21 protein-coding genes and 2 pseudogenes are annotated in these 24,707 nt (G+C 70.9%); 6 read left to right on the top strand and 17 right to left on the bottom strand.

All coding sequences use genetic code 11. From position 1 onward, the window contains the following. Window positions 1–27: 27 nt before the first annotated feature. The 4 genes from JNO44_RS41515 to JNO44_RS44250 are packed head-to-tail and all read right to left on the bottom strand — an operon-like array spanning window position 28 to window position 4,125. Window positions 28–1,482 carry a phytoene desaturase family protein gene (locus JNO44_RS41515; RefSeq protein ID WP_205369101.1) on the bottom strand — a complete coding sequence of 485 codons (1,455 nt, stop codon included), beginning with the start codon at window positions 1,480–1,482 and terminating at the stop codon, window positions 28–30. Then, on the bottom strand, window positions 1,479–3,179 hold the full coding sequence (locus tag JNO44_RS41510; protein ID WP_205369100.1) for an ABC transporter ATP-binding protein: 1,701 nt from the start codon (window positions 3,177–3,179) through the stop codon (window positions 1,479–1,481). Before JNO44_RS41510 ends, JNO44_RS41515 begins: the two co-directional genes overlap by 4 nt. Next, the gene (locus JNO44_RS41505; RefSeq protein WP_235094865.1) at window positions 3,176–3,967 is read right to left on the bottom strand and encodes a class I SAM-dependent methyltransferase; all 792 of its coding nucleotides are present in this window, start codon (window positions 3,965–3,967) and stop codon (window positions 3,176–3,178) included. Before JNO44_RS41505 ends, JNO44_RS41510 begins: the two co-directional genes overlap by 4 nt. Continuing rightward, on the bottom strand, window positions 3,964–4,125 hold the full coding sequence (locus tag JNO44_RS44250; protein ID WP_235094866.1) for a hypothetical protein: 162 nt from the start codon (window positions 4,123–4,125) through the stop codon (window positions 3,964–3,966). The genes JNO44_RS41505 and JNO44_RS44250 overlap by 4 nt, the downstream gene beginning before the upstream one ends. Between JNO44_RS44250 and JNO44_RS44705 the strand changes: the two genes are divergently transcribed. Next, the gene (locus JNO44_RS44705) at window positions 4,124–4,252 is read left to right on the top strand and encodes a hypothetical protein (RefSeq protein WP_268826603.1); all 129 of its coding nucleotides are present in this window, start codon (window positions 4,124–4,126) and stop codon (window positions 4,250–4,252) included. The genes JNO44_RS44250 and JNO44_RS44705 overlap by 2 nt on opposite strands. A 10-nt stretch (window positions 4,253–4,262) precedes the next feature. On the opposite strand, the gene JNO44_RS41500 is transcribed toward JNO44_RS44705, so the two are convergent. The 4 genes from JNO44_RS41500 to JNO44_RS41485 form a co-directional block, all read right to left on the bottom strand. After that, window positions 4,263–4,874, bottom strand: a complete 612-nt coding sequence (locus JNO44_RS41500; protein ID WP_205369098.1) for a hypothetical protein — start codon at window positions 4,872–4,874, stop codon at window positions 4,263–4,265. Further along, window positions 4,871–6,760, bottom strand: a complete 1,890-nt coding sequence (locus JNO44_RS41495) for an alpha/beta fold hydrolase (RefSeq protein ID WP_205369097.1) — start codon at window positions 6,758–6,760, stop codon at window positions 4,871–4,873. Before JNO44_RS41495 ends, JNO44_RS41500 begins: the two co-directional genes overlap by 4 nt. Before the next feature lie 139 nt (window positions 6,761–6,899). Beyond that, a complete protein-coding gene (locus JNO44_RS41490) occupies window positions 6,900–7,061 on the bottom strand; it encodes a hypothetical protein (RefSeq protein ID WP_180990269.1) in 162 nt (53 codons plus the stop codon). Between the two features lie 115 nt (window positions 7,062–7,176). After that, entirely contained in the window at window positions 7,177–7,377 is a 201-nt protein-coding gene (locus JNO44_RS41485; RefSeq protein WP_205369096.1) for a hypothetical protein, read from the bottom strand. A gap of 239 nt (window positions 7,378–7,616) precedes the next feature. On the opposite strand from JNO44_RS41485, the gene JNO44_RS41480 reads away from it, so the two are divergent. Genes JNO44_RS41480 through JNO44_RS41465 form a run of 4 tightly spaced genes read left to right on the top strand, consistent with a single transcriptional unit; the run spans window position 7,617 to window position 11,144 of the window. Next, window positions 7,617–8,570 carry an ABC transporter ATP-binding protein gene (locus tag JNO44_RS41480; RefSeq protein WP_205369095.1) on the top strand — a complete coding sequence of 318 codons (954 nt, stop codon included), beginning with the start codon at window positions 7,617–7,619 and terminating at the stop codon, window positions 8,568–8,570. Further along, entirely contained in the window at window positions 8,567–9,334 is a 768-nt protein-coding gene (locus JNO44_RS41475) for an ABC transporter permease (protein ID WP_205369094.1), read from the top strand. The genes JNO44_RS41480 and JNO44_RS41475 overlap by 4 nt, the downstream gene beginning before the upstream one ends. Next, a complete protein-coding gene (locus JNO44_RS41470; protein WP_205369093.1) occupies window positions 9,331–10,542 on the top strand; it encodes a sensor histidine kinase in 1,212 nt (403 codons plus the stop codon). Before JNO44_RS41475 ends, JNO44_RS41470 begins: the two co-directional genes overlap by 4 nt. Beyond that, on the top strand, window positions 10,539–11,144 hold the full coding sequence (locus JNO44_RS41465; protein WP_205369092.1) for a response regulator transcription factor: 606 nt from the start codon (window positions 10,539–10,541) through the stop codon (window positions 11,142–11,144). Before JNO44_RS41470 ends, JNO44_RS41465 begins: the two co-directional genes overlap by 4 nt. A 559-nt stretch (window positions 11,145–11,703) precedes the next feature. On the opposite strand, the gene JNO44_RS41460 is transcribed toward JNO44_RS41465, so the two are convergent. The 5 genes and pseudogenes from JNO44_RS41460 to JNO44_RS44245 form a co-directional block, all read right to left on the bottom strand. Further along, a complete protein-coding gene (locus JNO44_RS41460) occupies window positions 11,704–12,102 on the bottom strand; it encodes a hypothetical protein (protein WP_039631487.1) in 399 nt (132 codons plus the stop codon). Further along, a pseudogene (locus JNO44_RS41455) lies at window positions 12,099–12,943 on the bottom strand (IS5 family transposase). The gene JNO44_RS41460 and the pseudogene JNO44_RS41455 overlap by 4 nt, the downstream one beginning before the upstream one ends. Before the next feature lie 209 nt (window positions 12,944–13,152). Further along, window positions 13,153–13,959, bottom strand: a complete 807-nt coding sequence (locus tag JNO44_RS41450) for a HalD/BesD family halogenase (protein WP_205369091.1) — start codon at window positions 13,957–13,959, stop codon at window positions 13,153–13,155. Window positions 13,960–14,150: 191 nt separating this feature from the next. Continuing rightward, on the bottom strand, window positions 14,151–14,798 hold the full coding sequence (locus JNO44_RS45420; protein ID WP_420882728.1) for a hypothetical protein: 648 nt from the start codon (window positions 14,796–14,798) through the stop codon (window positions 14,151–14,153). A 304-nt stretch (window positions 14,799–15,102) separates the two neighbouring features. After that, a pseudogene (locus JNO44_RS44245) lies at window positions 15,103–15,401 on the bottom strand (leucine zipper domain-containing protein); the annotation flags it as partial. Window positions 15,402–15,567: 166 nt separating this feature from the next. Here JNO44_RS44245 and JNO44_RS41440 point away from each other — a divergent pair. Beyond that, the gene (locus JNO44_RS41440) at window positions 15,568–15,945 is read left to right on the top strand and encodes a nuclear transport factor 2 family protein (protein WP_205369089.1); all 378 of its coding nucleotides are present in this window, start codon (window positions 15,568–15,570) and stop codon (window positions 15,943–15,945) included. A 257-nt stretch (window positions 15,946–16,202) separates the two neighbouring features. On the opposite strand, the gene JNO44_RS41435 is transcribed toward JNO44_RS41440, so the two are convergent. The 4 genes from JNO44_RS41435 to JNO44_RS41420 are packed head-to-tail and all read right to left on the bottom strand — an operon-like array spanning window position 16,203 to window position 24,671. Further along, entirely contained in the window at window positions 16,203–17,471 is a 1,269-nt protein-coding gene (locus tag JNO44_RS41435) for a TIGR02679 family protein (RefSeq protein WP_205369088.1), read from the bottom strand. Continuing rightward, window positions 17,468–21,748, bottom strand: a complete 4,281-nt coding sequence (locus JNO44_RS41430; protein ID WP_205369087.1) for a TIGR02680 family protein — start codon at window positions 21,746–21,748, stop codon at window positions 17,468–17,470. The genes JNO44_RS41435 and JNO44_RS41430 overlap by 4 nt, the downstream gene beginning before the upstream one ends. Further along, on the bottom strand, window positions 21,745–23,121 hold the full coding sequence (locus JNO44_RS41425; protein ID WP_205369086.1) for a TIGR02678 family protein: 1,377 nt from the start codon (window positions 23,119–23,121) through the stop codon (window positions 21,745–21,747). Before JNO44_RS41425 ends, JNO44_RS41430 begins: the two co-directional genes overlap by 4 nt. Continuing rightward, complete coding sequence (locus tag JNO44_RS41420; protein ID WP_205369085.1) at window positions 23,118–24,671, bottom strand: TIGR02677 family protein; 1,554 nt, start codon at window positions 24,669–24,671, stop codon at window positions 23,118–23,120. The genes JNO44_RS41425 and JNO44_RS41420 overlap by 4 nt, the downstream gene beginning before the upstream one ends. Window positions 24,672–24,707: the final 36 nt, after the last annotated feature.

Genomic DNA, 24,707 nt, shown 5'->3' with positions numbered 1-24,707 from the left:
TTGGGCTGGACAGGGCCTGGCGAAGTGTCACAGCCGATGCGCGAGCGCAGGGGCTTCGTGGATGCCGAATTCGCGGCGTAGTGCCGAGCGGGCCGCAAGGTAGCCGCACATGCCGTGCACGCCGGGGCCGGGGGGAGTGGCGGCGGAACACAGGTAGAGGCCGCGGAGCGGGGTGCGGTACGGGTCGGTCTGGGGGACGGGTCGGGCCAGGCTCTGCTTGAGCGTCATCGCTCCTGCACCGATGTCCCCGCCCACGTAGTTGGGGTTGTACTCCTCGTAGGCGGCGCCGGTGATACTGCGGTGGGCCAGGATGGTGTCGGTGAATCCGGGGGCGTACCGCTCGATCTGGCCCCGGATCAGGTCGTAGGGATCGGTGGTGCTGCCGTGCGGCATGTGCGCGTACGCCCATATCGGGCGCTTCCCGTGGTGTGCTCTGCCGGGGTCGGCGACCGCCGGGTCGACGAGCAGGACGAACGGTTCGCCGGTGGCGATGCCGCGGGTGGTGAGGGTCTCCTGACGGAAGATGCCGGCCTGGGTGCCGCCGAGGTGCACGGTGGGGGCCCTGGCGGTCTCCGGGGCGGCCCACGGGACGGGGCCGGATACGAGGAAGTCGACCTTCGCGGCGGCGGGCCCGTAGCGGAACCGTGCCAGCCGGGCGCGGTAGCGGGCCGGCAGCCGGTCACCCGCGATCTGCAGCAGGCCCTTGGGGGCGACGTCGAGCAACACGGCTCGGGCGGGCGGTAGTTCACGCAGGTCCACGATGTGCCGGCCGGTGTGGAACACCCCGCCCTGGGCGGTGATGTCGGCAGCGAGGGCATCGGCGATCCGTGCGCTGCCACCGCGCGGCAGCGGCCAGCCGGTGGTGTGTGCCAGATGGCCCAGGAGCAGGGCGACGGTGGCGCCGGCCAGGGTGGGGAGCCGGCCGACCGCGTGGGCGGCGACGCCGGCGAGGAGGGCGCGGGCGGGTTCGCCGGTGAACTGGCGGGTGGCCAGCGGGGTGCCGTGCGCGAGGAGGCGGGGGGCGAGACGGAGCGCGGTCGCCGCTGCTCCCGGCAGGGCCCGTGGGCCGGAGAGGATCAGATCGACCAACTCGCCGCTGTGGCCGAGCAGTGGCCGCATCAGGGACCGCCAGCGGGCCCCGTCCGGGCCGAGTTCCGCGCAGGTGCGTTCGACGTCGTGGTAGGCGACGGCGCTGCGGCCACCGGGGAGGGGGTGGGCGTAGCCGGCCTCGGCGCGCAGGAGGTCCACGTTCCGGGTGGTCAGGTCGAATTCGGTGAAGAAGGGGGATGCGGCGGCCATCGGGTGCACCGCGGCGCAGATGTCGTGGTGGATGTCGCTGTCGAAGAGGGGCTTGGTGCGAAGTCCGCCGCCGATGGTGCCGTGTGCTTCGTACAGCTCCACCTTGAGTCCGGCGCGGGCGAGGGTCACGCCTGCCGCGAGCCCGTTGGGGCCGGTGCCCACGATGACGGCGTCGGGTGTCATGCCGGGGCCTCCTGGGCTTCGGCGAGCCTGCGGTAGAGGCCGTTGCCCGCGTGGAGTTCGGCGTGGGTGCCGCTGGCCTGCACGCCGCCGCCGGCCAGGACAATGATTTTCTCGGCCTGGGTGATGGTGGAGAAGCGGTGGGCGATGGCGACGACGGCGCAGTGGCGGGCGATGATGTCGATGCTGTCGCGCAGCGCCGCCTCCGACTCCCCGTCGAGACTGGCGGTCGCCTCGTCCAGCAGGACGATCCGGGGCCGTTGCAGCAGCGCACGGGCGATGGCGAGGCGCTGGCGCTGCCCGCCGGACAGGCCCGCGCCGCGCTCGCCGAGCTCGGTGTCCAGGCCGTCGGGAAGGGCTGCGATCACGTCCGTGAGATGCGCCTTGTCGAGGGCATCGGCGATCTCGCGGGCGGTGGCGTCGGGGGCGGCGTAGGTGAGGTTCTCGCGTACGGTGCCGCGCAGCAGGGTGTGGTCCTGGTCGACGTAACCGACGAGGGAGCGCAGTTGGCCGAGCGGCAGGGAGGCGATGTCGATGCCGCCCATGCGGATGGTGCCGGACGTCGGCGCGTAGAGGCGCTCGATGAGTTGGAACACCGTGCTCTTGCCCGCGCCGGAGGGGCCGACGACGGCGGTGAGGCCGCGCTCGGGGACGGTGAAGGACACGCTGTCGAGGACGGTGGTGTCGTTGCCCGGGTAGGCGAAGGACACCTTCTCGAAGCTGATGCCGTGCTCGTCGAGGGTTATGTCGGAGCCGGGGCCGGTGTCCTCCTGGTCGAGGGTGCCGAGCTCGGCGATCCGGTCGATTGAGGCCCTGCCCTGCTGGAACTGGGCGACGGACATGAACAGCATCACCAGCGGTGACACCAGGTAGAAGAGGTACATCATGAAGGCCGTCAGGTCGGCGGGTGCCATGTCGCCGGTGGCGACACGGGCCATGCCCCAGGCGATGACGACGGTCAGCGCGAGCTGGGTGCCCACATTCATGGCCGGGGTGAGCATCGCCGACAGGGCGGAGACCCGGATGCCGGAGCGCCGGGCCTGCCGGGCGAGAGCGGAGACGTGGTCGCTCTCGCGCCCCTCCGCGCGCGACGCCTTGACAGTCGGCAGGGCTCCCAGGACCCGCAGGAGGGCGGAGCCGAAGGCACTGGTGTCCTCGCGGTTGGTCACCGACACCCGGCGGACCTGGCGGGCGAGGAGCAGGGAGACCACGCTCGCGAGACCGAGACAGCCGAGGGTCGTGACGAGCAGCAGCGGATCGAGCCGGCCCATCATCGCGATTCCGCCCAGGACCATGAAGGCACTGGTGACGATCTGGGCCAGCGCCTGCGTCAGGCAGACCCGGGCCAGGGAGGTGTCGGTGACCATCCGGGTGAACACGTCGCCCTGGTCCCAACGGCGGTACGACTGCAGCCTGGAGCGCAGCAGGCGGGCGGCGAGGGTGTGCCGGATGTCGTAGACGACGTTCTCGCCGGCGCGGCCGATGGCGTAGGCGTGGGCGGTGGCGAGGGCCGCGTCGGTGGCGAACAGGGCGACGGCCAGGAGGACGGGGCCGGTCAGCGGCAGATCCGCCGCCACGGACTTGATCATCTCGCCGATGACCAGTGGCTGGGCGAGGGTCGCCGCCGCACCCGCGACGCCGAGGACCGTCCCGGTCAGCAGCAGGGCGGTGTGTCCGCGGGCGATCTCCCAGACGTTCACACCGCTGCCTTGACGTAGGTGGTGACGAACATGGGGGATTGTTCCGTGTACGGGGTCCCGTGCCAGTCGGCGCTACGGCTCTCGGGCCGCAGGCCGGCGGCCCGGGCGTAGCCGTCGACCTCTTCCGGGGTGGTGAGCCGGGAGAGTTCGGTGCCGACGCGGGTGCGGCCGTCGGACTCGTACCAGATGTGCGAGCAGTGCCACAGGCTGCCCTCGGTCAGCAGGACGGAATGTGTCTGGAGACCGGTGCCGGGTTCCGGGTACGGGGTGAAGTACGTGGTGCGGGTGCGGCCTTCGTGCAGCGCGAGGATGGCGGCCTTGTTGTGGGTCTCCACGACGAGGCGTCCCCCGGGCGCGAGCAGGTCCGCGGCACGGTGGATCGCCCGCTGCTGGTCGTCGGGGTCGAGCAGCATGGACAGGGTGCCGCAGACGCAGTAGACGAGCCCTGCGGTGTGCTCCGCCGTGTGGGTGCGGATGTCGCCGTGCACGGGCTCGACGGGGGTGTCGTCGTCGAGGGCGGCGCGCAGGGCGGCGAGCATCTCCGGTGAGGAGTCGATGCCGGTGATCCGGCCGACGCGTCGGGCCAGCGGCACCGCGATCCGGCCGGTGCCGACGCCGAACTCGACGGTTCCCGCGGCCGGTTCGGGGTGCAGGCCGGCCAGTCGCTCGGCGGTGACGGTGGCGGACTCGTCCTTGGGGAAGAGCCGGTCATACCAGCCGTCGAACTGCCGCCCGTAGCCGATGTCGTCGACGGCGCCGGCCGGCCCGGGGGTGGCGATCGCGTTCACCGGGTGGGCTTCTTCCGCTTGATCTCCACGCCGGCCGCGATGAAGAGGGCGACACCGGCGCCCATCGCGATGGGGATGTTGACGGTGCCGGTGGCGGTCAGGAAGCCGAGTACGGCGAGCCCGACGGCCAGGCATCCGGCGACTGCGGACTTGTTCATGACGTTCTCCTTGCTGCCGTCCCGGACGGTCTGTCCAGGCGGCCAGTACGGCTTTGCGGACTACTTCTTGAGGAGGCCGAGGGCGATGACGGCGGCGATCACGACGCCGACGGCGATGATGATGTAGGGCGCCATCCTCATGCCTCCACCGTGGTCCCGGCCCTGACGGCCGGTGGGGAGACGGCCGCCCCCGGGTCGAACGGGATGTACGGCGAGACGAACACCATCTCGGGGGTGTGCGTGGTGTCGTAGCCGGTGGCACGGGCCAGTGCGAACTGGAAGCCCTTGATCTCGCGGGCACTTGTGCCCCGGTCCAGGAGGGTGGCGCGCAGGTGCTCGGTGAGGGTGCGGTATCCGGCGGTGCGGGTGACGACGGCGAAGCCCTTGTCGATGACGTGCAGGATCTCGCTGCAGATGTCGAAGACCGCTTTCTCGGGACGCCGGGTCGGGAACCAGGCGATCTGCCAGGGCTTGCGGCCCTCGATCACGTCAAGGCCCTGCCACCGCGAGGTGGTGCCTTCCGTGCCGAGGGTGCGGTACACGAAGTGATAGTCGTGCGTCGCCGGAGTCGGCGCGAAGAAGCGCCAGTTGGGCAGCATGGAGAAGGTGTCCTTGAGCTGCAACCGGTTGAACATGGGGTTCGGATGCTGGACGGCGAGGGTACTGACCAGCATGGCCGCGCCGGCGATGCGCCAGCCGGCACCCTTGCCGGTGAACAGGTCCGCGGCGGCGGTGCGCGGGGTGGTCACTTGCCGGGCTCCATTCCTGTGGTGGGTTCGGCCGCCGTGCCGGGCGCGCCGGTCGTGGTGATTCCGAAGAACTCGGTGATGCAGTCGGCCACTTGGTGGGCGTAGCGGCCCATGGTGAGGACCGTGTCGTGGCCGGCGCCCTCGATGACGACGGTCTCGGTCCGGCCGTCGCGGTGGGCGTCGGCGAGTTCCTTGTGCATCAACAGTTGGTCGGGGTCGCGGTCGACGGTCTGTTGGGCGGAGACGACGAGGCCGTGTGCCCCGTGGATGGGGGTCAGTGCACCGGAGAAGGCCCGGAAGTCGGCTTCCACGGCGTTCCATTCACGGCGCCCCGCGTCCCACATCCGTACGTCGGCGTACTGGGCGAACACCTTCTTGCGGTAGGCGACGGGCAGCGACTCCAGCCAGTCCGGACGTGCCATGAGGATGCCGGTGCCCAGCCTGAGGTACCAGGTCATCTGGGTGAGCGCGGTGCGCAGTTTGCCGGCGGTGTCACGTTGCTGCTGCGAGCGGTTGAGCTCGTCGGGGTGCGAGGCGTCCAGGTAGACGACACCGTGCAGACGGTCGCCGAGCTGCTGGGCTGCGCGGCGGGCTATTTCGCCGCCGAGGGAGTGGCCGACGAGGATCACCTTGCGGTGTGGGGCGACGGCCCCGTTGACGAGGTCGACGAGATCGTCGACGGACTGCCCGAGGGTGAAGCGGCCGGGCGAGCGGTAGCGGCTGCCGGCGTACCCTGCGCGGGCGTAGGTGAGGACGCCGTGCTCGGTGTCCTGGGCCAGGCGTTCGGTGATCCAGGCGAAGTGCTCGCTGGTGGAGACCATGCCGGCGGCGAACACGAAGACCGGCTGGGTGCCGTCGCCCGGGGACAGCACCTCGTACTGGAGCTCGTTGCCGTGGCGGGTGGTCAGCACGCGGGAGGTGTGCCATCCCTCGGTGGCGCGCAGCCGCCGCTGCACGGCGGTGCCCATGGCGGCGGCGGTGGCCGCGGCGAGAAGGGCCAGCGCGGCGGGCAGCGCGCGGTCGTCCCGACCGGCGGCGGCCGGGTGGCTGCGCGGGGTCGAGGTGTAGGCGACCATCGGGTGCATGGCGGTGAAGGCGGTCACGAAGCGGCCGAGCCCCATGAAGTAGCCGTTGGCCAGGTGGAAGGCGGCGGCGCTCGCGATGAGGGGGCGGGCCAGCCGGCCGCCGCAGGCATAGGCGAGCGGGAAGAGGCACTCCAGTGCCAGCACGCCGTGGGTGAGGTACTTGGCGGCTTTGGGGTGGTCCTGGGTCCAGCGGAACATGCCGGGGTGACCGTAGGTGCGGGTGCGCATGACACCGCCGAGCGCACTGGCGTCGCGCCAGGGCTCGCCGATGAGTTTGACCCAGCCGGAGATGAGGTACGACAGGTTCGCCTGTAGCGCGACGTACCAGAGCAGGGCGTCCTTGGCCGGCGCGGAGCGGGTCAGCCGGGCGGCACCGGTCGCGGTCTGTACGAGGATCGCGACCTGGTCGGAGCCGTCGGTGCCGTAGCGGTGGCGCGGGTAGAGCAGGGCGGAGCTTGCGCCGAGGAAGATGTTTCCGGCGCCGCGCCAGCGGGAGTTGCCGGGCAGCAGCATGCCGGCGGCGACGGTCGCGCGGGTGAGGTGCAGGGCGGTCGTGGTCCTCGGCCCGCTGACGGCGTTCAGCAGGCGGCGGACGACTGGTGTGGATTGGGCCTGGACGTCCTTGACGATGTTCCAGTCGTTGAGGCCGCCTTGGCGTATCTCCTTGCGCTGCGAGAGGTATTCGAGGGACGACGTCAGCGTGGTGACGGCGGTGAGCCGTTCGGACAGGCCGAGGGCGCGGTCCCGGCTCACCGGCGCGGGGGCGAATACCGCGGCGGCAATCTTCTTGACGAACTTCACGTGATCTCTTTCGCAGTGCCCGTGGCACGGACGGACTGGGGGCGCCCGGTGGGCGCATCTGTGTCTGCCGGGCCGGGATCCGCCGCTGGCCCGGCAGACAGCAGATGCACCTGTTCCGGTCAGGGAACGGTGGGAGTTGTTATCCGTTGCGGCCGGCCTCGAAGGCGCCGACGACGGCGGAGGAGATCGCGATGCCCCCCATGAAGGCGGCCGGGGTGGCCAGCACCGGAGTGGCCATGGGGAAGATGGCGCCCTCCTCCGGGATCTCCATCTCGTTCGCTGCGGCGGCGACGTCGATCATGTTCGTGTCCTTTCGGGTGGCCGGGGCCGGTGCGGTGCCCGGACGCGGCCAGGGTGAATGCGGTGGTGCTGCGGAAAGGGAGCCGGCCGGGCCGGCAGGACCGGTGCGGCCCCGGTCAGCCGACCGCGCGGCCGAGGGCGTAGGCACCGCCGACCACGGTGGCGCCGCCGACGAAGGCGCCGACGGCCTTGGCGCCGCCGATGGCCGCGAGAGCGGCGGCGGGAGTCGCCAGGACCGGGGTCTGGTCGGAGTGGGCCTCGCCCGTCTCGATGGCTCCGAGGTCCAGGCCGTTGACGAAGGAAACGATCTCGGTCATGCGAATGCTCGCTTTCGGTGTTCTGGGATCCAAGCCGCCTGACGGATCGTCAGGAGTGTCTGGCGGCAGGGGGATACAAGCACCCATGTGCAGAAATGAGGTATGGCGCAGGTCACAGGAAAATGCGGAGCGCGCCTTAGTGATCACTGACAGTTGTCACGTGTGGCCGTGACAGGTGTCATACGAACCCATGAGGCTGTTCACTATGCAAAGAGTCTATAAATGGCAAAGATTGAGCCATGGAAGTCAATGAACAGCAAAATGTGATCGACGCCATAGGGCTCTGGCGCCGGTACGGAGGCGAGGGGGAGCGCGGATTCGACGCGGTCCGCGGCATCGACCTCACCGTCGCGCAAGGCGAGCTGTTCGCCCTGCTGGGCACCAACGGGGCGGGCAAGACCTCCACGGTCGAACTCCTCGAAGGACTGGCACCGGCCACCAAGGGCACGATCAGACTGTTCGGCAACCTCGACCCCGTACGCGACCGGGCAAGGGTGCGCCCCCGCACCGGCGTGATGCTGCAACAGGGCGGCTTCCCCAGCGACCTGACCGTGGCGGAGACGATCCGGATGTGGGCGTCCTGCACCACGGCGCCCCGCCCGGACGCCGAAGCGGCCGCCATGGTGGGCCTGACCGGACGCAGGGACGTCGCGGTCAAGAACCTCTCCGGCGGCGAGCGACGGCGCCTCGACCTGGCTCTCGCCACACTCGGCCGGCCCGAGCTGCTGTTCCTGGACGAGCCCACCACCGGGATGGATCCCGAGGGCCGCCATGACACCTGGCGGACCATCGAGGAGCTGCAGGCCGAGGGCACCACCATCGTGCTCACCACGCATCACCTCGAAGAGGCCGAGCGGCTCGCCGACCGGCTGGCGATCATGCACGCCGGGCAGATCGCGGTGACCGGCACGGTCGCCGCGATCGTCGCCGCCCATCCCTCCACCCTCGGCTTCCGCCTCCCACCCGGCCTCACCCCCGACGACCTGCCGCACTCCGCCGTACTGCAGGCGGAAGTCACCGTCGCCACCGACCGCGTCGAACTCCTCACCGACCAGCTGCAACACACCGCGACCGAGGTTCTCAACTGGGCCCGGGACAGGCACCTCGAACTGGAGGAGCTGCACGCCAGTTCCGCCTCGCTGGAGGAGGCGTTCCTGCGCATCGCCCGGAAGGAAACGAAGGAACCCGTATGAGCAACGCCACCACGCACCTCGCCGCGCTCTCCAGGGTCGAACTCACCCTCTTCCTGCGCAGCAAGAGCAACCTGTTCAACGTCCTGGTGATCCCCGCCATGATCACCATGGGCACCACGACGGTCATGAAGCAGTTCGACCTCGAAGGGGCCGGGCTCGCCATGGGCCAGGTCATGATCTCCACCAGTGCCGGAATCGTCCTGGTCATGGCCTTGTACGCGCCGCTCGTCGGGACCTATGTACTGCGCCGCGAGGAGCACGTTCTCAAACGCCTGCGCACCGGAGAAGTCAGCGACCTCGTCATCCTGGCCAGCCCTGCCGTGCCCATGACCATGGCGGCCGTTTTCCAGTTCGCCCTGATAGCCACCGCGGTTTCGGCCATCGCCGGGCTCGGCGCACCGGCCGCCCCGCACCTGGTCCTGCTCGGCGTGCTGCTCGGCGCGGTCCTCACCGCCGCCATCGCCGCACTCAGCACCGCCGCCGCCCGCACCGCGGAAAGCGCACAAGGCATCAGCACCATCGGCTTCCTGCTGCTCCTGCTCACCTCCGGCACACTCGTTCCGCTGGAGGTGCTCCCCGACGCCATGGGCGACGTACTGCGCTTCTTCCCGCTCACCCCCGTCACCGAACTGGTGCGTTCCGGTTGGACGGGGCAGCACGCCGGCCCGGCCGACACATTGATCGCAATCGTGACGCTACTGGCCTGGACGGCTCTCGCCGCCTGGGGCGCACACCGCAACTTCCGTTGGGAACCGCGCACGTGAGTACGGCATCGGGTGCTGCGCAGGCCCGCCACCAGATCGACGTGAAGCGGGCCACCGCGCACACCCGCTGGATGCTGTGCCTCATTCCGTGGCTGCTGCTCGCCTCCCTGCTCTGGCCGCTCCTCTCCCACCTGGACCATGCGGACGCCGACCGGCTCCCGCCCGCCATCGGCTGGGCCATCGCCACGCTCACCGCGCTGCAAGGGCTCGGCGCCACCACCGCCGTCGCCTACAGCATCGGCCGGGCCAGACACTCCGCCACCCTCATCGGCGCCATGGCGGCCGTGACACTGCTCGAACTGGCCCTGCTTCCCTGGGCCCACGACGTCGGCCTGCTCGACAGCACCCGCAGCCTGATCCCGGCCTCCATCATGGTGGCGCTGCCCCTGTCGTTCGCCCTGTCCTCCGCCATGGGGCGCCGCGCCTACACGGCGGTGGCCGTCGGCGAGTCGGTCCTGGCCGGCGGCGCAGTCCTGGTCGCCGACCGCGCCGCCGCCCCCGCCGTCCTGGCGTTCACGGCGGCCACCTGGGTCGTCATCGGAAGCCTGATGCGGTCCTCGATGTGGTTCCTCACCGTGCTGTGGCAGTTGAACGCCGCCCGCGAGGCGCAGACACGGCTCGTGATCGCCGAGGAGCGCCTCCGATTCGCGCGAGACCTGCACGACGTCATCGGCAGCGACCTCTCGGTGATCGCTCTGAAGGCCGAACTCGCGGAGCGCCTCGCGCAGGCCCCCGAGGCCCGGTCCGAGATGGCCCACGTGCAGAGCCTCACCCGCGGTCTTCACCACGAGATCAGAGAAGTGGTCAACGGATACCGCACCACCGATCTGACCACCGAGTTGCAAGGGGCCCAAGCCGTGCTGGAAGCCGCGGGCGTCTCCTGCCGCATCCACCGGGAGGGCGATGTCCCTCTGCCACAGGAAGCCCAGACCGCCCTCGGCTGGGCCGTCCGCGAAGGCGTCACCAACGTGTTGCGCCATGCGCAGGCGAGTACCTGCACCATCCGGCTCACCGGGACCGGGCACGGCCCCACCCGCCTGGACATCATCAACGACGGAACCGGCCAGCAGACCGCGTCCGAGCGCGGCAACGGCCTGGCCGGGCTCGTCGAACGACTGGCACCGCTCGGCGGAACCGTGAGCCACGGCCGCGAAGCCGGCCCCACCTACCGACTCACCGTGCACCTTCCGAGACAGGACAACCGATGATCCGCATTCTCCTGGCCGACGACGAGCACCTCATCCGAGGCGCCTTCGCCGCACTGCTCGCCCTGGAGGAAGACCTCGACATCGTCGCCGAGGCGGCCACCGGCCCCGAAGCCGTCACCATGGCGCTGCGCCACAAGCCGGACGTCGCCGTGCTCGATCTCCAGATGCCGGGCAAGGACGGCGTGGCCGTCGTCGAGGAACTCACCACATCCCTCCCGGACTGCAAGACCATGATCGTCACAAGTCACGGCCTGCCCGGCCCCCTCAAACGCGCCCTGACCCACGGCGTCAAGGGCTTCGTCCTCAAAACCGTCTCCGCCCACCAACTCGCCACCATCATCCGCACCGTCAACGCCGGCAACCGCTACATCGACCCGATACTCGCCGCCGACGCCATCAGCGCAGGAGCGTCCCCGCTCAGCGCCCGCGAGGCGGACATCCTCTCCTTGGCAACCGACGGCGCCCCGATCGAGGAGGTCGCCGAACGAGCCGCCCTGGCACCGGGGACCGTCCGCAACTACCTGTCCTCCGCCACCACCAAGCTGGGCGCCGAGAACCGACATGCGGCAGTGCACGTAGCACAGCAACGCGGGTGGATCTGACGCATGTGATGCATGTGATGCAAGCCCGTAGGCGCCCGCAGGCAAATGAGGCCGGCTCCCGCTGCCCACGGCCAGGCACACAGCCCACGCCCGGGACCGGCCGCAGGCCCGTAGGCCCCAGGCAGTGGGATGGGGCTGCTGTGCCGGTCTGTCCGGCGGACGCTGCGTCAGGCGAGTCGGTTTGTCGTCGGGCTTGCCGCTGCTCGACGCGTCAGGAGAAGCCGGCGCCCCGCCGAAGCCGGCGCAGCGCGCGCCGATCTACAAGGACCAGCGCATCACGCTGCCCGAGCCCAGCATGCAGCAATGCGGCCTGTTCTCAGTCGACTTCGACACACCGCGCGGGCATGAGGACTCGGACATCAGGAAGGCGGATTCGGTGACGTCACCGCAGAGCGCGATTCCGCCAGGTAGGCGTGAACAGCGGGTTCGGGAACTCGGACGGACCGGCCTACGCGGATTGCGACGCGCTCGGGAGTGAGGGACCTCTTAGTGGGCGGTTCGTGAGTTGATGTCCGTTTCGAAGTGAGGCTTGGGACAGGTGTGGTGGCCGCGGTGCCGGCTACTGTCGCCGGGTAAAGCAGCCGGTGTCGGCTTCGGTGAGGATGCCGAGTTTGACCAGGCGCTTCAGTTTGGCCCGGGTGCCTTCGACGTTCTTCGGCAGCAGTTCATGGCCAAGGGCCTGGCAGACGTCCTTGGCTCGCAGGGGGCCGGTCGACTCGTTGAAGGCGGCGAGGATGCGCGGGTAGTCCGGGTGCTCGGGCAGTTCGGGTGGGGGTGCGGGGAGCTGGTCGGCGAGGCTGGTGACGGTCTTGCGGGTGATCGCGAGGTGCTCGAGGTGTGTCTCGGCCTCCCGCAGCCGGGTCTGCAGGTCGTCGATCTGCGCGCGAAGGTCGTCAGCCAGGGCCCGGGCGGCTTCCTCTTGCAGGTCCAGTGCCTCAAGGAGGGGGCGAACGTTCACGCGCTTACCGCCTCCTCGCGCCAGGTGGAGGTGTTCGTGCCGGTGAGACGGCGGATCATGACATGGGACATCGCCCAATAGACGCGGGAGGCGGACGAGGCGGTGCGGTGCTCGTAGTCACGGACCAGGCGTCGGTGCAGTATCAGGATGCCGTAGGTCTGCTCGACTCTCACCGCTTCGGTTGCGGCAGGAATCCCCGGTAGCCGGGGTCGCGTTCGACGATCTCGACGTCGATGCCCAGGCCGGCGCCGTGTTCGACGACCTGGTTCTTGAAGCCCTGGTCGACCAGGGCTTTGCGGACGGTGTCGCCGGTGTGCTCGGCGACCTGGTCCAGCAGGGCGATGCCCGCGGTGTTGTCGTGGACGTTCGCGGCGAGGACGGCGACCGCGATGACCAGGCCGAGGACGTCAACTGCCACGCCGCGTTTGCGGCCCGGCACTCGTTTGGCCGGATCGTAGCCAGTCGTGGCGGCGGGGACCCCGACGGCCGCGTGGACACTCTGGGTGTCCAGCACCACCAGAGTCGGGTCCTCTAATCGGCGGGCGCGTTCACGGACCTGGCAGCGCAGGAGTTCATGAATGACCTGGTCGGTTCCGTCGTCCCGCCAGGCGGCGAAGTAGTAGTACGTCGCACTCTTCTGCGGCAGGTCGTGCGGAAGATAGGCCCACTGACAACCGGTCCGCCCCTGATAGAGGATCGCGTTCACGATCTCCCGCATGTCATAGGCGCCCTGATGACCGCTGACCGAGCGGTGCCGGTCCTTCCACGCAGCGATCACCGGCTCGATCAACGACCACTGCTCGTCCGATAAGTCGCTGGGATATGGCTTGCGTTCACTCACCCCGCCAACCCCAGCAGACCCCACACCACGGACCCGCCGATTCCGCCCCCGCCTCACACCATCAGGCGACCGCAGAACGACTCAAAGACTCACGAACCGTCCACTTAGAGATCAGTCCGTGCTCGATCGGGTCGAGACAGGAATTGCCGGTCACCTTCGGTACTCAAGTCGGCGGCATTTCTCAACCTTGAACGCCGGTAGGGGGCTGGCTACTGGGGCCGGCCGAAGTACAGGCTTCGGGTGTACTCGTTGAGCTGTCCGCCGGGTGCCGAGTTGTAGGACATGGTGGCGCTGATCCGTGGTGTCGTGCCCTCTACAGGGGTGACGCGGTGCATGGAGTTCCTGCCGGAGTGCAGGACGAGCGTGCCGGGGACAGTGGGCAGCTCGTGGATCAGCGGATGCCGCTCGCCCCCGGCGATGGCGCGCAGTTCGGCCTGGTCCTGTTCGGCCCGAGCGCGCGAGCGGGGCACGTATTCGAGTACGCCGCCGCTCTCGGGCGCCAGGATGTGCAGGACGATCGTGTACTGCGACACATCGAAGTGCCAGTCCTGCTCGTCACGGTCGTGGTGCACGTGGACGGTCATGGCGCCCAGCGGATCGGCGGAGCGGTACACCGGTTCGCCCACGACCCGGCGGACGAACGCGAGCACCGGCTCGCTGCGGTAGAGCGCCTTGAGCGGTGAGGACTCGTCGATGCGGTCGTAGGCGAGGGTCGTCTTGGTGTGCTCGCGGCCCACTTGTCCGTGCACCGGGGCGGCGGGCTCGCCCGTGCCGAGGAACACGTCGTTGCTACCGGTGAACCGGAAGCCGAGGCTCTCCGCGTCCTTGAGCGACCGGGTCGCCACTTGCCGGACTGCCTCCGGCCGGAGGAAGTCGTCCAGGACCACCAGACTGGTGTCGTTGAACGATGCCCGTGCCTCGTCGACCAGCGCTCGTCCGGCCGAGCCATCCAGTTCCGAAACGGGATACTTCTCCAGATTGACCCAGGGAGCCAGCTCCGTAGCGACGTGCGTCATGAGAACCTCCAGCCGTCGGCGCAACGCCCGGCCGTTCCATACCGGGGTCTCCTGACTGCTCCACGCAAGTACCGCATGCCTCTACCCCAGCCACCCCCCTGTACTCCGCATGGGTGCCTCGTATTCCGGCCGTGCGTCACACTTCGGACAGGCGTGCTGTTCGACGTCGCCGGCATCCGACCGGTCCCAGGTCAGGATGTCTGTGCTCGGGTGGGTACGCCGTGCAGGGAGTCGAGGAGTTCTCCGAATGTGATCCTCTCTTCGTCGTATGGGAAGGACATGGCGGCGGCGAGTGCCGTCCACCGGTCGGTGCTGCGTCCGCAGTGGTCCAGCAGCATCTTCAGTACGACCTCGGGTTCGTGGCGGCAGAGGATCTCGTCGGCGGGGATCTGGCGCAGATGCTCCGGGGTGTGGTGGCGGGATTTGACGACTGCTCGGTAGATATCGGAGCGGGAGAGCATCTCATCGGCGGCGGGGAAGTCGAGCCAGGACTGCAGGACGGCTGCGGGGTCGGGGTGCTTGCCGAGCTCGTCGTCGCTCAGCAGCCGCAGCACACCGTCGTCTTCCTCCTCTGCGGCCGGGACGGCCGCCGCCGTGTTGATGAACCAGTCAGGGCTTTCGACCTTCTCGGCGATCCAGACCAGCTCGGCGGGGTGCAGCACCTGGAGGACGTCACCGACGGCGGCGTGCGGGGTGTGAGGGTTGGCGGCGAGGGCGGCCAGGGTCTCGGCCCGGCGGTGCTCCGAGTGGCGCTCCAGGAGCCGGGCTGGACGGTCGTAGTCAGGGTCAAGGTTGTCGTCGACGACGCGGATCAGTGTCCGGCTCGGCGCGGGGGACACGACCGTCGGCGGGTCCATGGAGGCGAGCTGAGCGCAGGCTTCTACGAGATGGTCGGGGTTGGCGCTGAGGAGGGCCAGGTCCTCGGCGAGACGCAGGATCCGCCCGTTGAATTCGTAGTCGTCGGCCTGCTTTTCGGGTAGGTGGAGCAACTGGCCCCTGGTCACGAGCGTGTCGGTGGCCGCGTGGAGCCGGCTGGCGGCAAGGTCGCCCAGGCGTGGGATGTTGCGGACGCGGTGGGCGATGTGGTGCAGGGTCCTGCGTGCCGTCACCTGCGGGTTGGGCAGCTCGGCCAGCTCGGGCAGGCACAGAGCCGGGAGGCAGGCCCGCGATGCGGGCCGGGCCCACCGGCGCAGGAGCCGGACTTTGATGATCCGCCGTTCGGTGCGGGTCGGGGTTCGGTGCGGGCTGCGGTGCGGGCGGCTGGAGTGGTCGGCCATGCCCGCCTCGCCATGCTCTCGGTAGCGGTCTGACCATCGCTGGGCGGTGGTCGGGGAGACCTGGAAGCGTTCGGCTGCCCGGCGCAGGGGCCAGCCGTCCTCGACCACGCAGCGGGCCAGGCGCAGGCGTCCGGTCTCGGTCAGGGGTGCATTACGGTGGGGCACGAGGGCCTTTCTGTTGGTGTAGACGTCGCAATCCACACCGAACCGGAAGGCCCTCACCCGTTCAAAATCCAGCGGCCGAGACCTCACTCACCCGTCCACAACCTCACCGTGATCGGAAGGCGGCTCGCGGGACGAGCGCACGCGCAACGGCTGGTATTACTGGGGCATGCAGGAAGAGATTGCACGCTCCGCGATCGACACGTTCATCTCCGCGTTCAACGCCTCGGACGACAGCTATGTGACTGCCTTGCTCTCCCAGGCCCTGACCTCAGACGTGGTCTTCTGGGGGCCGTTGGGTCGCAGCGAAGGAATCGCGGCGGTCGAGCGGTTCGTGCTGGACATCCGGCGCCACCCGGCGGGGACCGGCACGATGGTGCGCTGCTCGGCGGTGGACATGCCTGACGAGTGGGCCCGGTACCAGTGGGTCTTCACCACGCCGGATGGAGGCCCCCGCCTGGCGGGAACGGACGTCGTCCATCTGCGGCGGAGCCTCATCGACCAGGTCATCGTCTTTGCGGGGGACATCGAGCCGTCCGCCTCCTGAGCCGTCCTTCTGTCGCTGTCCTTCTCGTGAACTTGTCCCTTTCGGCACTCCGGGGCTGCGGTTCGCGGTCGGTCAGGCTGCGGCGTTGAGGGGGCGTCCGCCCCAGCGGATGCCCTTCTCGCCGGCTACGGCAGCCGCAACTCGCCCCGCATCGCTGGCATGTGCGTAAGGTGCAAGTCCCCCCTCGGACGTTCACTCCAACAGCCCAATCGCGTACCAACCAGGAACACCGTCCTGGCGTACCCCTCTTGGGGTGTTCATTGCTGTCCTCGCGCCGGCCGAGTGGCATCGGCCAGGTCCTCCAGGAGCACGTCGGCGATCAGTTCCTCGACTACGGCGATACCGTGCTCCGCCATCGCCGTGGTCAGCTCCGGGTCCCAGGGAGCCGCGGTCAGACGGCCGGGAGGGGGGCCGTGCGGCGTGCGGGCGGCTGCGGTGCGGTAGTCCGCTGCCGTCATGCGCCAGGGCCGGGCGGGCGTCTTGTCCAGGACGTACGCGGCGATGCGGATGCCTTCGCCGTCGAAGTCGCCGTGATAGCGCAGGGCCGCATCGTGGTCCGCGAGCAGGCGAAGGAGGCTGATGGCAGCGCTGTTGGGCCATCCCGACGTGCAGACGAGCGGCGGGCAGAGCGGCCCGAAGCGGCGTAGGGCGAGGGCCAGCACGCTGGGGTTCTCCACGATGTGGACGACCGGCGTGGCCCCTGTGGGGAAGGCGAAGGTGCCTGGGGCGCGCAGCTGGGCGAGGGTGAGGCTGGCCGCCTGCTCGGCCTCGGCGCACGCCCGTGTCACGCGGGCGAGCGGCCCGTCGCCGACGGGCCGCAGCCCGGCGGCGAGGACGGTGGCCGACAGCTCGTCGTCGGCGATGCCGGCACGGCCCCACAGGGCGCGCCGGTCCTCCGCGGACTGTGGTGGGTCGGTGGAGTAGAGGGCCGCCAGGGCACGCAGCACGAGGGAGGAGAGGCGGGTGCCGTCGTCGAGGGCGTGGGAGTCGCCGTTCAGGACCCGGGCGGCGAAGGCGGGCAGTGGCTCTCCTCGGGCGGGGAGCGCCGTCAGCACTGCGAGCGCGTCGGTGAGCAGGGCGCGGGTTCGCTCCGGTGAGCCGCCGACCAGGCCGGCGGCTCGGCAGGAGGCGGCCCAGTCGGCGAGTGCGGGCTGAGCCCGTACGGTGCTGTGGCCGTCCAGCCATACCCAGAGGCCGGCCCGTTCGTCCTCCGCGCGGCGCCGTTCGGACGCTCGGTCCCTGAGCGGGCCGATCAGTTCGGCGACGACGTCGCGTACCGTGTGGCCGCAGCTCTCGGCCACCGCCTCTTCCAGGCGGGACAGAAGGACGGAAGGGCGCGCGTCCGGCAGGCGGTCCAGGCCGAGGAGGTCGGCGAGGGCTTCTCGTTGGGGGTCGTCGAGGGGACCGGGGCGCACGCGGGTGACGGGCCGGCCGGAGGAGAGGCGGTCGTGGACCGCCTGCCACAGTGGGCGCAGTTCGGTGCGGGCCAGGGCCCGTGCGCCCCGGGGCGTTCCGCTGTGCGTCATGGCGCCGGCTCCGTCGTCACGCTTGACGGCGCGTCCTGCTCGTCGGCCGTGGTGGCGGGCTGTTGTTCCCACGGCCGTTCCCACGGCCGTTCCGGCGACTGTTCCCGCGACGCCGGTGCGTCCTGGTGCGTCTCCAGGTCCGTCCCGTTCCACACGAAGCGGGCGCTGGTGACCGCGTCGTCGTCGGCGCCGGTGAGGAGCTGGTGGACGGCGATGCCGGGCAACTCCCCATAGGTGCACCACTCGTGGTCGGAGGTCAGCATGAGGTCCAGGTCGAGCGCGGTGAGCAGGGCGAAGACCTGCCCGCGGTTGACGGTGTCGACGCCGACGAAGACCTCGTCCAGCAGGATCAGCCGCGGTGCCTCGGGTACCGCCTCGTAGTGGGCGGAGACGGCGGCAAAGAGCGGCAGGTGGAGGGCGATGGCCTTCTCCCCGCCGGAGAGTGCGCCGTGCAGCTTCTTGGTGAGCGGTTGCCAGCCCGCCCCGTTCGCACGGTCGAGGCGGACGGTGAACTGGTGCCAGGCGGTGTAGTCGAGTACCTCGCCGAGCTGCTCCTCCCAACTCGCCGCCGTGTCAATTCCTTTGGCCTCCTCGATGCGGGAGCGGAAGAACGCGTGCAGTGCCTCCCGGTCGCCCTCGGTGACCCGCCCCGGGTCCTTGAGCAGCAGCTCGCGGGCGGTGCGGGTGCCGTCGGGAAGGTCCGGACGGATCTGCCACACGAGCTGGACCGCGACGTTGGAGGCGGTGCGGACGTGTTCCAGGTGGCCGTTCATCCGGTCGACGAGTTCGCCGGCCTGGCGGATGCGGGCCGCGAGATGGCGGCGGATGTCGCCGGTGAGGATCTGGTCGAACAGGCGGCGTTCCGCGGCGGTGATGTCGTCCCGGCTGCGGTCGCGCTCCTGCGTCAGCGCGCCGAGCAGGCCCGCCGCCCCGACGCGTACGCCGTCCAGGCTGGCGCTGAAGAGCTGAACGTCCTCGTCGGCCTCCAGAGCCAGGTCGGTGCGGGCTCCCAGGTGCTGACGGGCCTGATGAACCGCCTCGGACAGGCGGGTGGCGGCGTCGCCGAGGTTGCGTGGTGCGTGCGGCATGTCCGGCCACTTCGCCGCGGTCGTGCGGGCGGCCTCCAAAGTGGCCTTGGCCCCGTCCTCGGCGCGGAGCTCCAGCGTGCTGCCGGCGTCCTCGGCCAGGCCGGCCAGGCACAGGTGGCGGAAGCGGCGTGCCGCACTGTCCCGGGTTGCGACGGCCTGCTCCCGACGCTCGGCGTCCCGTTCGCTGGTGGCTCGCAGTTCCCCGATCCGCCGCTCCAGACGGAGCAGGTGTTCGCTCGCGTGCCGTGCTTCGTCGCGGCAGCGGCGCAGTGCGTTCCGTGCCTCGGCGACGCGCGCGACGACCTGCCGATAGTCCTCGCCGACGGTGGACTCCACCGCCGTCAGACGCGCCCGCAACCCCTCGGCCTCGGCCTGCGCGGCCGCCGCTTCCTCGGATCGTTCGCGGGCGGTCTGATCCGATCGGGCCGCCTGCGTGGCCAGCTGCCCGGCGCCGCCGGCCGCCGCGACGGCGTTCAGACAGGCGTCGGCCCAGGTGTCGGCGGTGTCCCGGAACGCATCGACGGCGGTGGACAGTTCGCGCAGTCGGCCGCGGTCGGTGGGCAAGCCGTGTTCCGCCGACTGCCGGCTGAGCGCGCGCAGCATGGCCGCCACGTCGTTCTCGCGCTCCTCCAGGCGTACCGCGGCGTCATGGACGGAGTCGTCCCGGGCGGCCACTCGTTCCTCGGCGCGGTCCCGGTCACGGCGCCGGGCGTCGAGCTCCCGGTGGTCGGGGCGGGTCGACAGGTCGGCGTCCAGCCGGGCGCGGCGGGTGGTCAGGGCGCGCAGCTCATCGTCGAGCAGGGCCAGTGAGGCGTTGGTCCGGCTGATGCGGTCGGTCAGTTCACCGATCCGGCGCTGCCTGGCCCGCTGCCGGGCGAGGGCACCGATGTGGGCGGGCTCCGGCTTGCCCCAGGTGCCCGTCGCGGGCGCGAGCCGCCAGGCGCCCTCCGCGGAGACGGCCGCCGGATGGCCGTCGGGCAGACGCGTGCCGTACGCGATGCCTGCGAGGAGGCGGGTGACGGTCCCGACCGGGACCGGGAGGTCCTCCTCCGGGCGCAGCACCTCCAGCAGGCTGGTGCCCGGGGCGGACACGGCCAGGGCCTCATCGGCCCGGGTGTCGTGGCCGGGCAGCCTGACGCTCTCGTCAGGGCCGACCCAGGCGTCCAGAAGACCGGACGCCTCCAGGGCGGCCTCCACTCCGGCCTGGACGGCGACGGGGACGTCCTCGCGGAAGGCGATCAGCCGCCACAGCGGCGCGCCGGCCATCGTCGATCTGTCCGCGGTGCGGGTGGGCGGGGGCGAGGGCGGCAGGTCGGTCTCTCCGCGCAACCGCTCCACCTCCTCCACCAGGCCGTTGCGCTCGTCCAGCAGGGCCCGGCGCCCGCCCCGGGCCGCGGCCTCGCCCTCGGTGATCTCTCGCTCCACCGTGCGCGCGGCGGCCTCCACTTGGGCCGTCACCTGGGTCTCGGAGGCCACCTTGGCGACCAGTTCCTCAGGGTCGGTGATCCGGAGTTCCGTACAGCCCTCGGCCCAGACGCGCAGCCGCCCCGCCAGCGCGGCGAATGCGTCGTCCCAGGCGCGAGCTGCTTCGTCTCGCCGGCCGGCGGCTTCGGCCAGCCGGGTGCGGGTCTGTTCCAGCGTCTCCTCGGCGGTGCCGCGGTCGCGCACCGCCCGCTCGTACGCCTCCATGGCCTCGGCGACGCGTGTGATCTGCGCTCGCCGGGCGGTGACCGCGCCCCGGAGCAGCTGCCGGACCCGCCGGGCCCGGTCCTCGGCCGTCGTTCTGTCGGGCGGTGCGTTCTCGGTCGTGCCGGTGCCCCTCGCCGACATCGTGCCGTCGGCGGGCGCGCGTACCTCGTCGAGGAGTGCCTTCGCCTCGTGGTGGACGGACTCCAGGCCCGCCGTCCGAGCGGACCGGTGGGCCTCCTCGGCGGCCTGGTGGGCGTGGTCGTCGAGTGTGCGGACACGGCGCACCGCCTCGTCGGCGCGCCGCTGGTCGTCTTCCGCCCGGTCGCGCGCGGTCTGTGCGGCGGTACGCAGCCGCCCGGCTGTGGTGGCCGCTTCCTCAGTACGGCGGCGCAGCCGGTCCAGTTCCTCGCCCTGCCGGTACGCGTCGCTCTCCCGCAGGCCCTCGATGGTCTCCTCCAGGGCGTGCCCGCGCCGCTCCTGTTCCTCCCGTTGCACCTGGGCCGACTCCCGCCCTTCCAGGGCCCGTTCGTGTTCCTGGGCACTCTGGCGGGCGACACGGGTGAGGTTGTCCATCTCGGTGGTCGCCGAGATCAGTGCGGCGGAACCGGCACGCAGCACACGTCGGGCGTAGCTACGCTGGCGGGCCGCGACGGTCTCGGCCGCCGCCACCTCCTCGTCGAGCTGCTTGAGGTGTTCGCGCTGGCGGTCCAGCCGTTCGAAGCCCTCGGCGAGTTCGGCGACCTCGGCCTCGCCCAGCGGGGGCAGGGCGCGGGACAGCAGGGTGGAGAGCAGTGACGGGTCGAGCCGCTCGGACAGTTTGGGTTGGCGCAGTTGGAGCAGGGCGGTCAGCAGTGACTCGTAGCGCTGCTCGCTCATGCCCACGAAGAGCCCTCGCCGTACCGCGGTGCGGTAGTCGGCGGACGAGGCGTGCACCGCGCCGTGGTCACGCACGGCCTCGGCGAGGGTGGCCCGGGTCAGCGGTTGGCCGGACTCGTTGGTGAGGGACAGACCGTCGGGGTGGGCGATCCGGCCCGTGGTGGTGAAGTAGTCGGCGTGCACCCCGCTGGTGTGCACGCTCGCCTGCAGCCGCGCCCCACAGCCGAACCACTGCTCCGTGCCGTCCTCGCCGATGCGGCGGAACTCCATCCACACGTACCCGACGCGGGTCTTGCCGGAGGCGCCCTCGCCGAGCAGGTTCCAGTGCATGGTGCGCTCCGAACCACCGAAGGTGGACAGCCTGTTGGGGCGCAGGCTGGCGTCGAGGAGGTAGGGCAGCAGCAGCTCCAGGGCCTTGGACTTGCCGGAGCCGTTCTGGCCGCGGAGCAGCAGGCGACCCTGGTGGAAGGTGAAGGTCTCGTCGTAGTAGCGCCAGACGTTGAGAATGCCCGCGCGGTACGGCTGCCAGCGGCCCCGGGCCACGTCCGCCGCGTCCCCGGGCGACTGGGGCGGGCCGGCGGGCGCCTCCGGTGTCCGTGGCAGCGGAAGTTCCGTCACGCTCACTGCTGGTCTCCTTCGTCCGGTCCCTCGAACGCGGGCGTCGTACTCTGCGTCGCAGGCGGGTTCGGGCCCGCCCCCGGAGTGTTCCTGTGCCTGCGTCTCTGCCTGTCGTCCGCATCGGTGCTCGTCGTCTCGGCGAGGCGGTAGCGGTAGGCCGCCGGGCGGGCGACGACGCGGCCCCCGGTCCGTCGGACCAGCCCGACGTCGCACAACACCCGCACGGCGTCCTCGACCAGCCGCACCGCACCGTCCGCGGACTGGTACGCCTTCGCCCAACGGGGAAAGCGACGGAGGAGATCGGCGCCGGCCTCGGCGAACTGTTCGGGCAGCATTCCCCCGGGCGAGGAGCAGACCGGCTCCAGAAGCAGGAGCGCGGCAACCCTGGCGGTGGACGCGTCGTCGGGGAAGCGGAGGTCGGTGGCGAGCGCGTCCGGATCGACGAGCAGGAACCCCTCGGCCCGTTCCTCCAGGACGAAGCCGGCCTGCTCGACCGAGCGGCGCAGGATCTGGCGTCCGGTCAGGGAGGTGACGTAGGCCAGCTCCTCGTCGGTGAGGTCCACGCGGTAGAGGACGGGGTCGTCGAAGAGGCGGCGCAGGACCGAGTGGCGCAGCCACAGGTTGCGCTGCGTGTCCGAGGCAGCTGCGGGCTCGTTGCGTACTTCCTCCCGCTCGCCGCGACCGGCCGCTTCGGGGGCGCCGCCATAACGCCGCTCCCGCACCAGCCCGGCCAGCAGCTCCTCGAACCGCAGCGGCACCTCGTCCGGCGGCACGGCCAGCCGAGAGGCTCCGACAGGAGCCGTGGGAAGCCTCATCAGCAAGGTGGTGTCCACTCGGTAGAGCACCTTGGCCTCCGCCGACGCCACGTACGCCTCGGTCGCGCCGTCCACGGCCCGCAGCACGCCGTACGCCTCCAGCAACTTCAGGACGTCGACGAACGCCATCCGTTCCGGCCGGTGGACCGGGTCGAAGGCGGGCAGCGCCCGATCTGTCGCCGTGGCCTGCACGACGCGATCGGCGAGCAGGCCGATGGTCGTCATCGGCATCGACAGCAGCTCGGCGGCGGTGACGCACAGCAGCACATAGCGCCGGCGGTCGAACGGCGCCCGGCCGGAACGCGCCCTGCGGGCCGGGCGGGAGGCATCGACACCGGCGCGGACCTTGGCCAGCCGCGCGTACCCGCGGCGGGGCTCCACGACCAGGCTCCAGCCACAGGTGTAGTCGAACCACTTGGCCAGCGGCTCGCGGCGGCGCCGCACCAGATCGAAACCGGGCGGGTCGGCGGCCTCGGTGAGCAGGGGGCGAGCCAGCAGCAGGCGGATGCCGCGGGCCACCTCTTCCCGCTCGGCGGCGGCCAGTTGATTGGCGAGCGTGCTCATCCCGCCACCTCCTGTCGTGCGGCGCGCGGAGCCGGGAACGCACCCGCTCCACCCGCCGCCGTGATGCACACGACGTAGTCCGGTCCGGCCAGCACGCCGCGCTCCGTCCGCAGCACGGCGGTGCGGCTGTCGGGAGGAGAGGACAGGGCGATCTCCACCCGGCCGTCGCCGGTGGTCGCACGCCGCACTCCCATGGCATCCGGCAGGGTGGACATGGCTCGACCCAGGAGGTCGAGCAGCCGGGCGAAGACGGCGGTGTCCAGCTCCTGGAAGGAGGACAGCCGCACCGGTCCGTCCGTCGCCAAATCCGCCCATGCGCGGGCGAGTTCGACGCGTTCCCTGCGGGCCTGCTCGGCGCGCTCCGCCTTGACCGCCGCGACATCCCGCACCTTGGCCGTACGTGTGAACCGCTCGGTCCTGCCGCTGGTACGCAGCAGTGCCGACACCTCCACGGGCGGAGCCTGGGACCACGGCAGCGACGACGGGACCAACTCCGGGTCGGGGTGGACGAGGTGGGCGTGCCGCGCCGAACCCAGGCCGAACGCCGTCGACCACAGCCGGTGCAGATCTTCCTCCCCCGGAGCCGCCGCGAACCAGTGCGCCAGCTCCCGGAAGTCCTGCACGGCACTGGAGGAGCGGCGCCGCGCTTCGTTGATCCGCTCCAGGACCTGCAAGAGGGAGACGATGGCCCGCCGGGCGATGTCGTGCAGCTGCTCGATCCGCGGCCGCGCGCCCTCCTCCGGCAGGAACCAGGACCGCAGGCCCGCCCAGCGTGCCCGCCGGCTCTCCAGCCAGCCGGCCGCGGGATCCTCACCTGCCATCGGCGGCAGCTCGGCTCCCCGCAAGGCCCGCTCCCGCAGCATGGCTATTCCTTGGACCTCCACCCGGGCCACGGCAGCGGCCACGGCCTGACCGCGCCGGTCGAGGTTGACCAGGAACTCCTGCAGATACGCGACGGTGGCGGCCTTCACCTCGCGGAACACCTCCAGGTCCGCGCCCTCGGCGCGCAGCAGCCGCTGCAACTCACCGTTGAACGCCTTGGTGTTCTCCACAAGCGCCTCCAGGTGCCCCTCGAGCTCCCGCAGCGTGCTGAAGATCCGGCGATCGGCCGAGGCGGGCTCACCGGTCAGGAGGCACAGCTCGTCGAGACGATCCGCGATCGCCTCCAGCACGGCCGTCTGTAGTGCCCCCGTCGAGGCGAGGACCTCCAGGGCGTGCCGCACCCCGGCGAGCGCGGCCTCGCCTCGACGGGTCAGCGAATACTGCAGATTGCGGCGTTCGTACTCCTCGGCGGTGCGGTAGTTCTCCGCGTGGTTCTGGACCACTTCCAGCAGCCCCCAGCGCCCCAGCTGCTTCAGCGCCTCGTGCAAGTCCTCGTCCTCGACCGCCGCCAGCCACCCCACCGCGCGCAGCCCCTCCCGTACGGCGTCGAGCCCCAGTGCCGTTTCCAGGTGCTCGCCGGCCGTACCGAAGGCGTCCAGCACCGCCCCGTACAGATCGGACCTCTCACCCGTGGTGAACCGGAACATCTCCGGTGGAACCCTGCGCACGCCCCTCGCCCTCCTCCGTCACTGGCTCGGCACTGC

The sequence above is a fragment of the Streptomyces noursei genome, assembly GCF_016917755.1.
Taxonomy (GTDB): Bacteria; Actinomycetota; Actinomycetes; order Streptomycetales; family Streptomycetaceae; genus Streptomyces; species Streptomyces yunnanensis.
The sequence above is the reverse complement of the archived record's forward strand: the minus strand, read 5'-3'. Positions and strand labels throughout refer to the sequence as shown.

Bases quoted from the DNA above. Each gene is read 5' to 3' on its own strand.
- JNO44_RS41515 (WP_205369101.1), bottom strand. From the start codon at position 1,482: ATGACACCCGACGCCGTCATCGTGGGCACCGGCCCCAACGGGCTCGCG.
- JNO44_RS44705 (WP_268826603.1), top strand. From the start codon at position 4,124: ATGACGTTCTCCTTGCTGCCGTCCCGGACGGTCTGTCCAGGCGGCCAG.
- JNO44_RS44250 (WP_235094866.1), bottom strand. From the start codon at position 4,125: ATGAACAAGTCCGCAGTCGCCGGATGCCTGGCCGTCGGGCTCGCCGTA.
- JNO44_RS41490 (WP_180990269.1), bottom strand. From the start codon at position 7,061: ATGATCGACGTCGCCGCCGCAGCGAACGAGATGGAGATCCCGGAGGAG.
- JNO44_RS41485 (WP_205369096.1), bottom strand. From the start codon at position 7,377: ATGACCGAGATCGTTTCCTTCGTCAACGGCCTGGACCTCGGAGCCATC.
- JNO44_RS41480 (WP_205369095.1), top strand. From the start codon at position 7,617: ATGGAAGTCAATGAACAGCAAAATGTGATCGACGCCATAGGGCTCTGG.
- JNO44_RS41475 (WP_205369094.1), top strand. From the start codon at position 8,567: ATGAGCAACGCCACCACGCACCTCGCCGCGCTCTCCAGGGTCGAACTC.
- JNO44_RS41465 (WP_205369092.1), top strand. From the start codon at position 10,539: ATGATCCGCATTCTCCTGGCCGACGACGAGCACCTCATCCGAGGCGCC.
- JNO44_RS41450 (WP_205369091.1), bottom strand. From the start codon at position 13,959: ATGACGCACGTCGCTACGGAGCTGGCTCCCTGGGTCAATCTGGAGAAG.
- JNO44_RS41440 (WP_205369089.1), top strand. From the start codon at position 15,568: ATGCAGGAAGAGATTGCACGCTCCGCGATCGACACGTTCATCTCCGCG.
- JNO44_RS41435 (WP_205369088.1), bottom strand. From the start codon at position 17,471: ATGACGCACAGCGGAACGCCCCGGGGCGCACGGGCCCTGGCCCGCACC.
- JNO44_RS41425 (WP_205369086.1), bottom strand. From the start codon at position 23,121: ATGAGCACGCTCGCCAATCAACTGGCCGCCGCCGAGCGGGAAGAGGTG.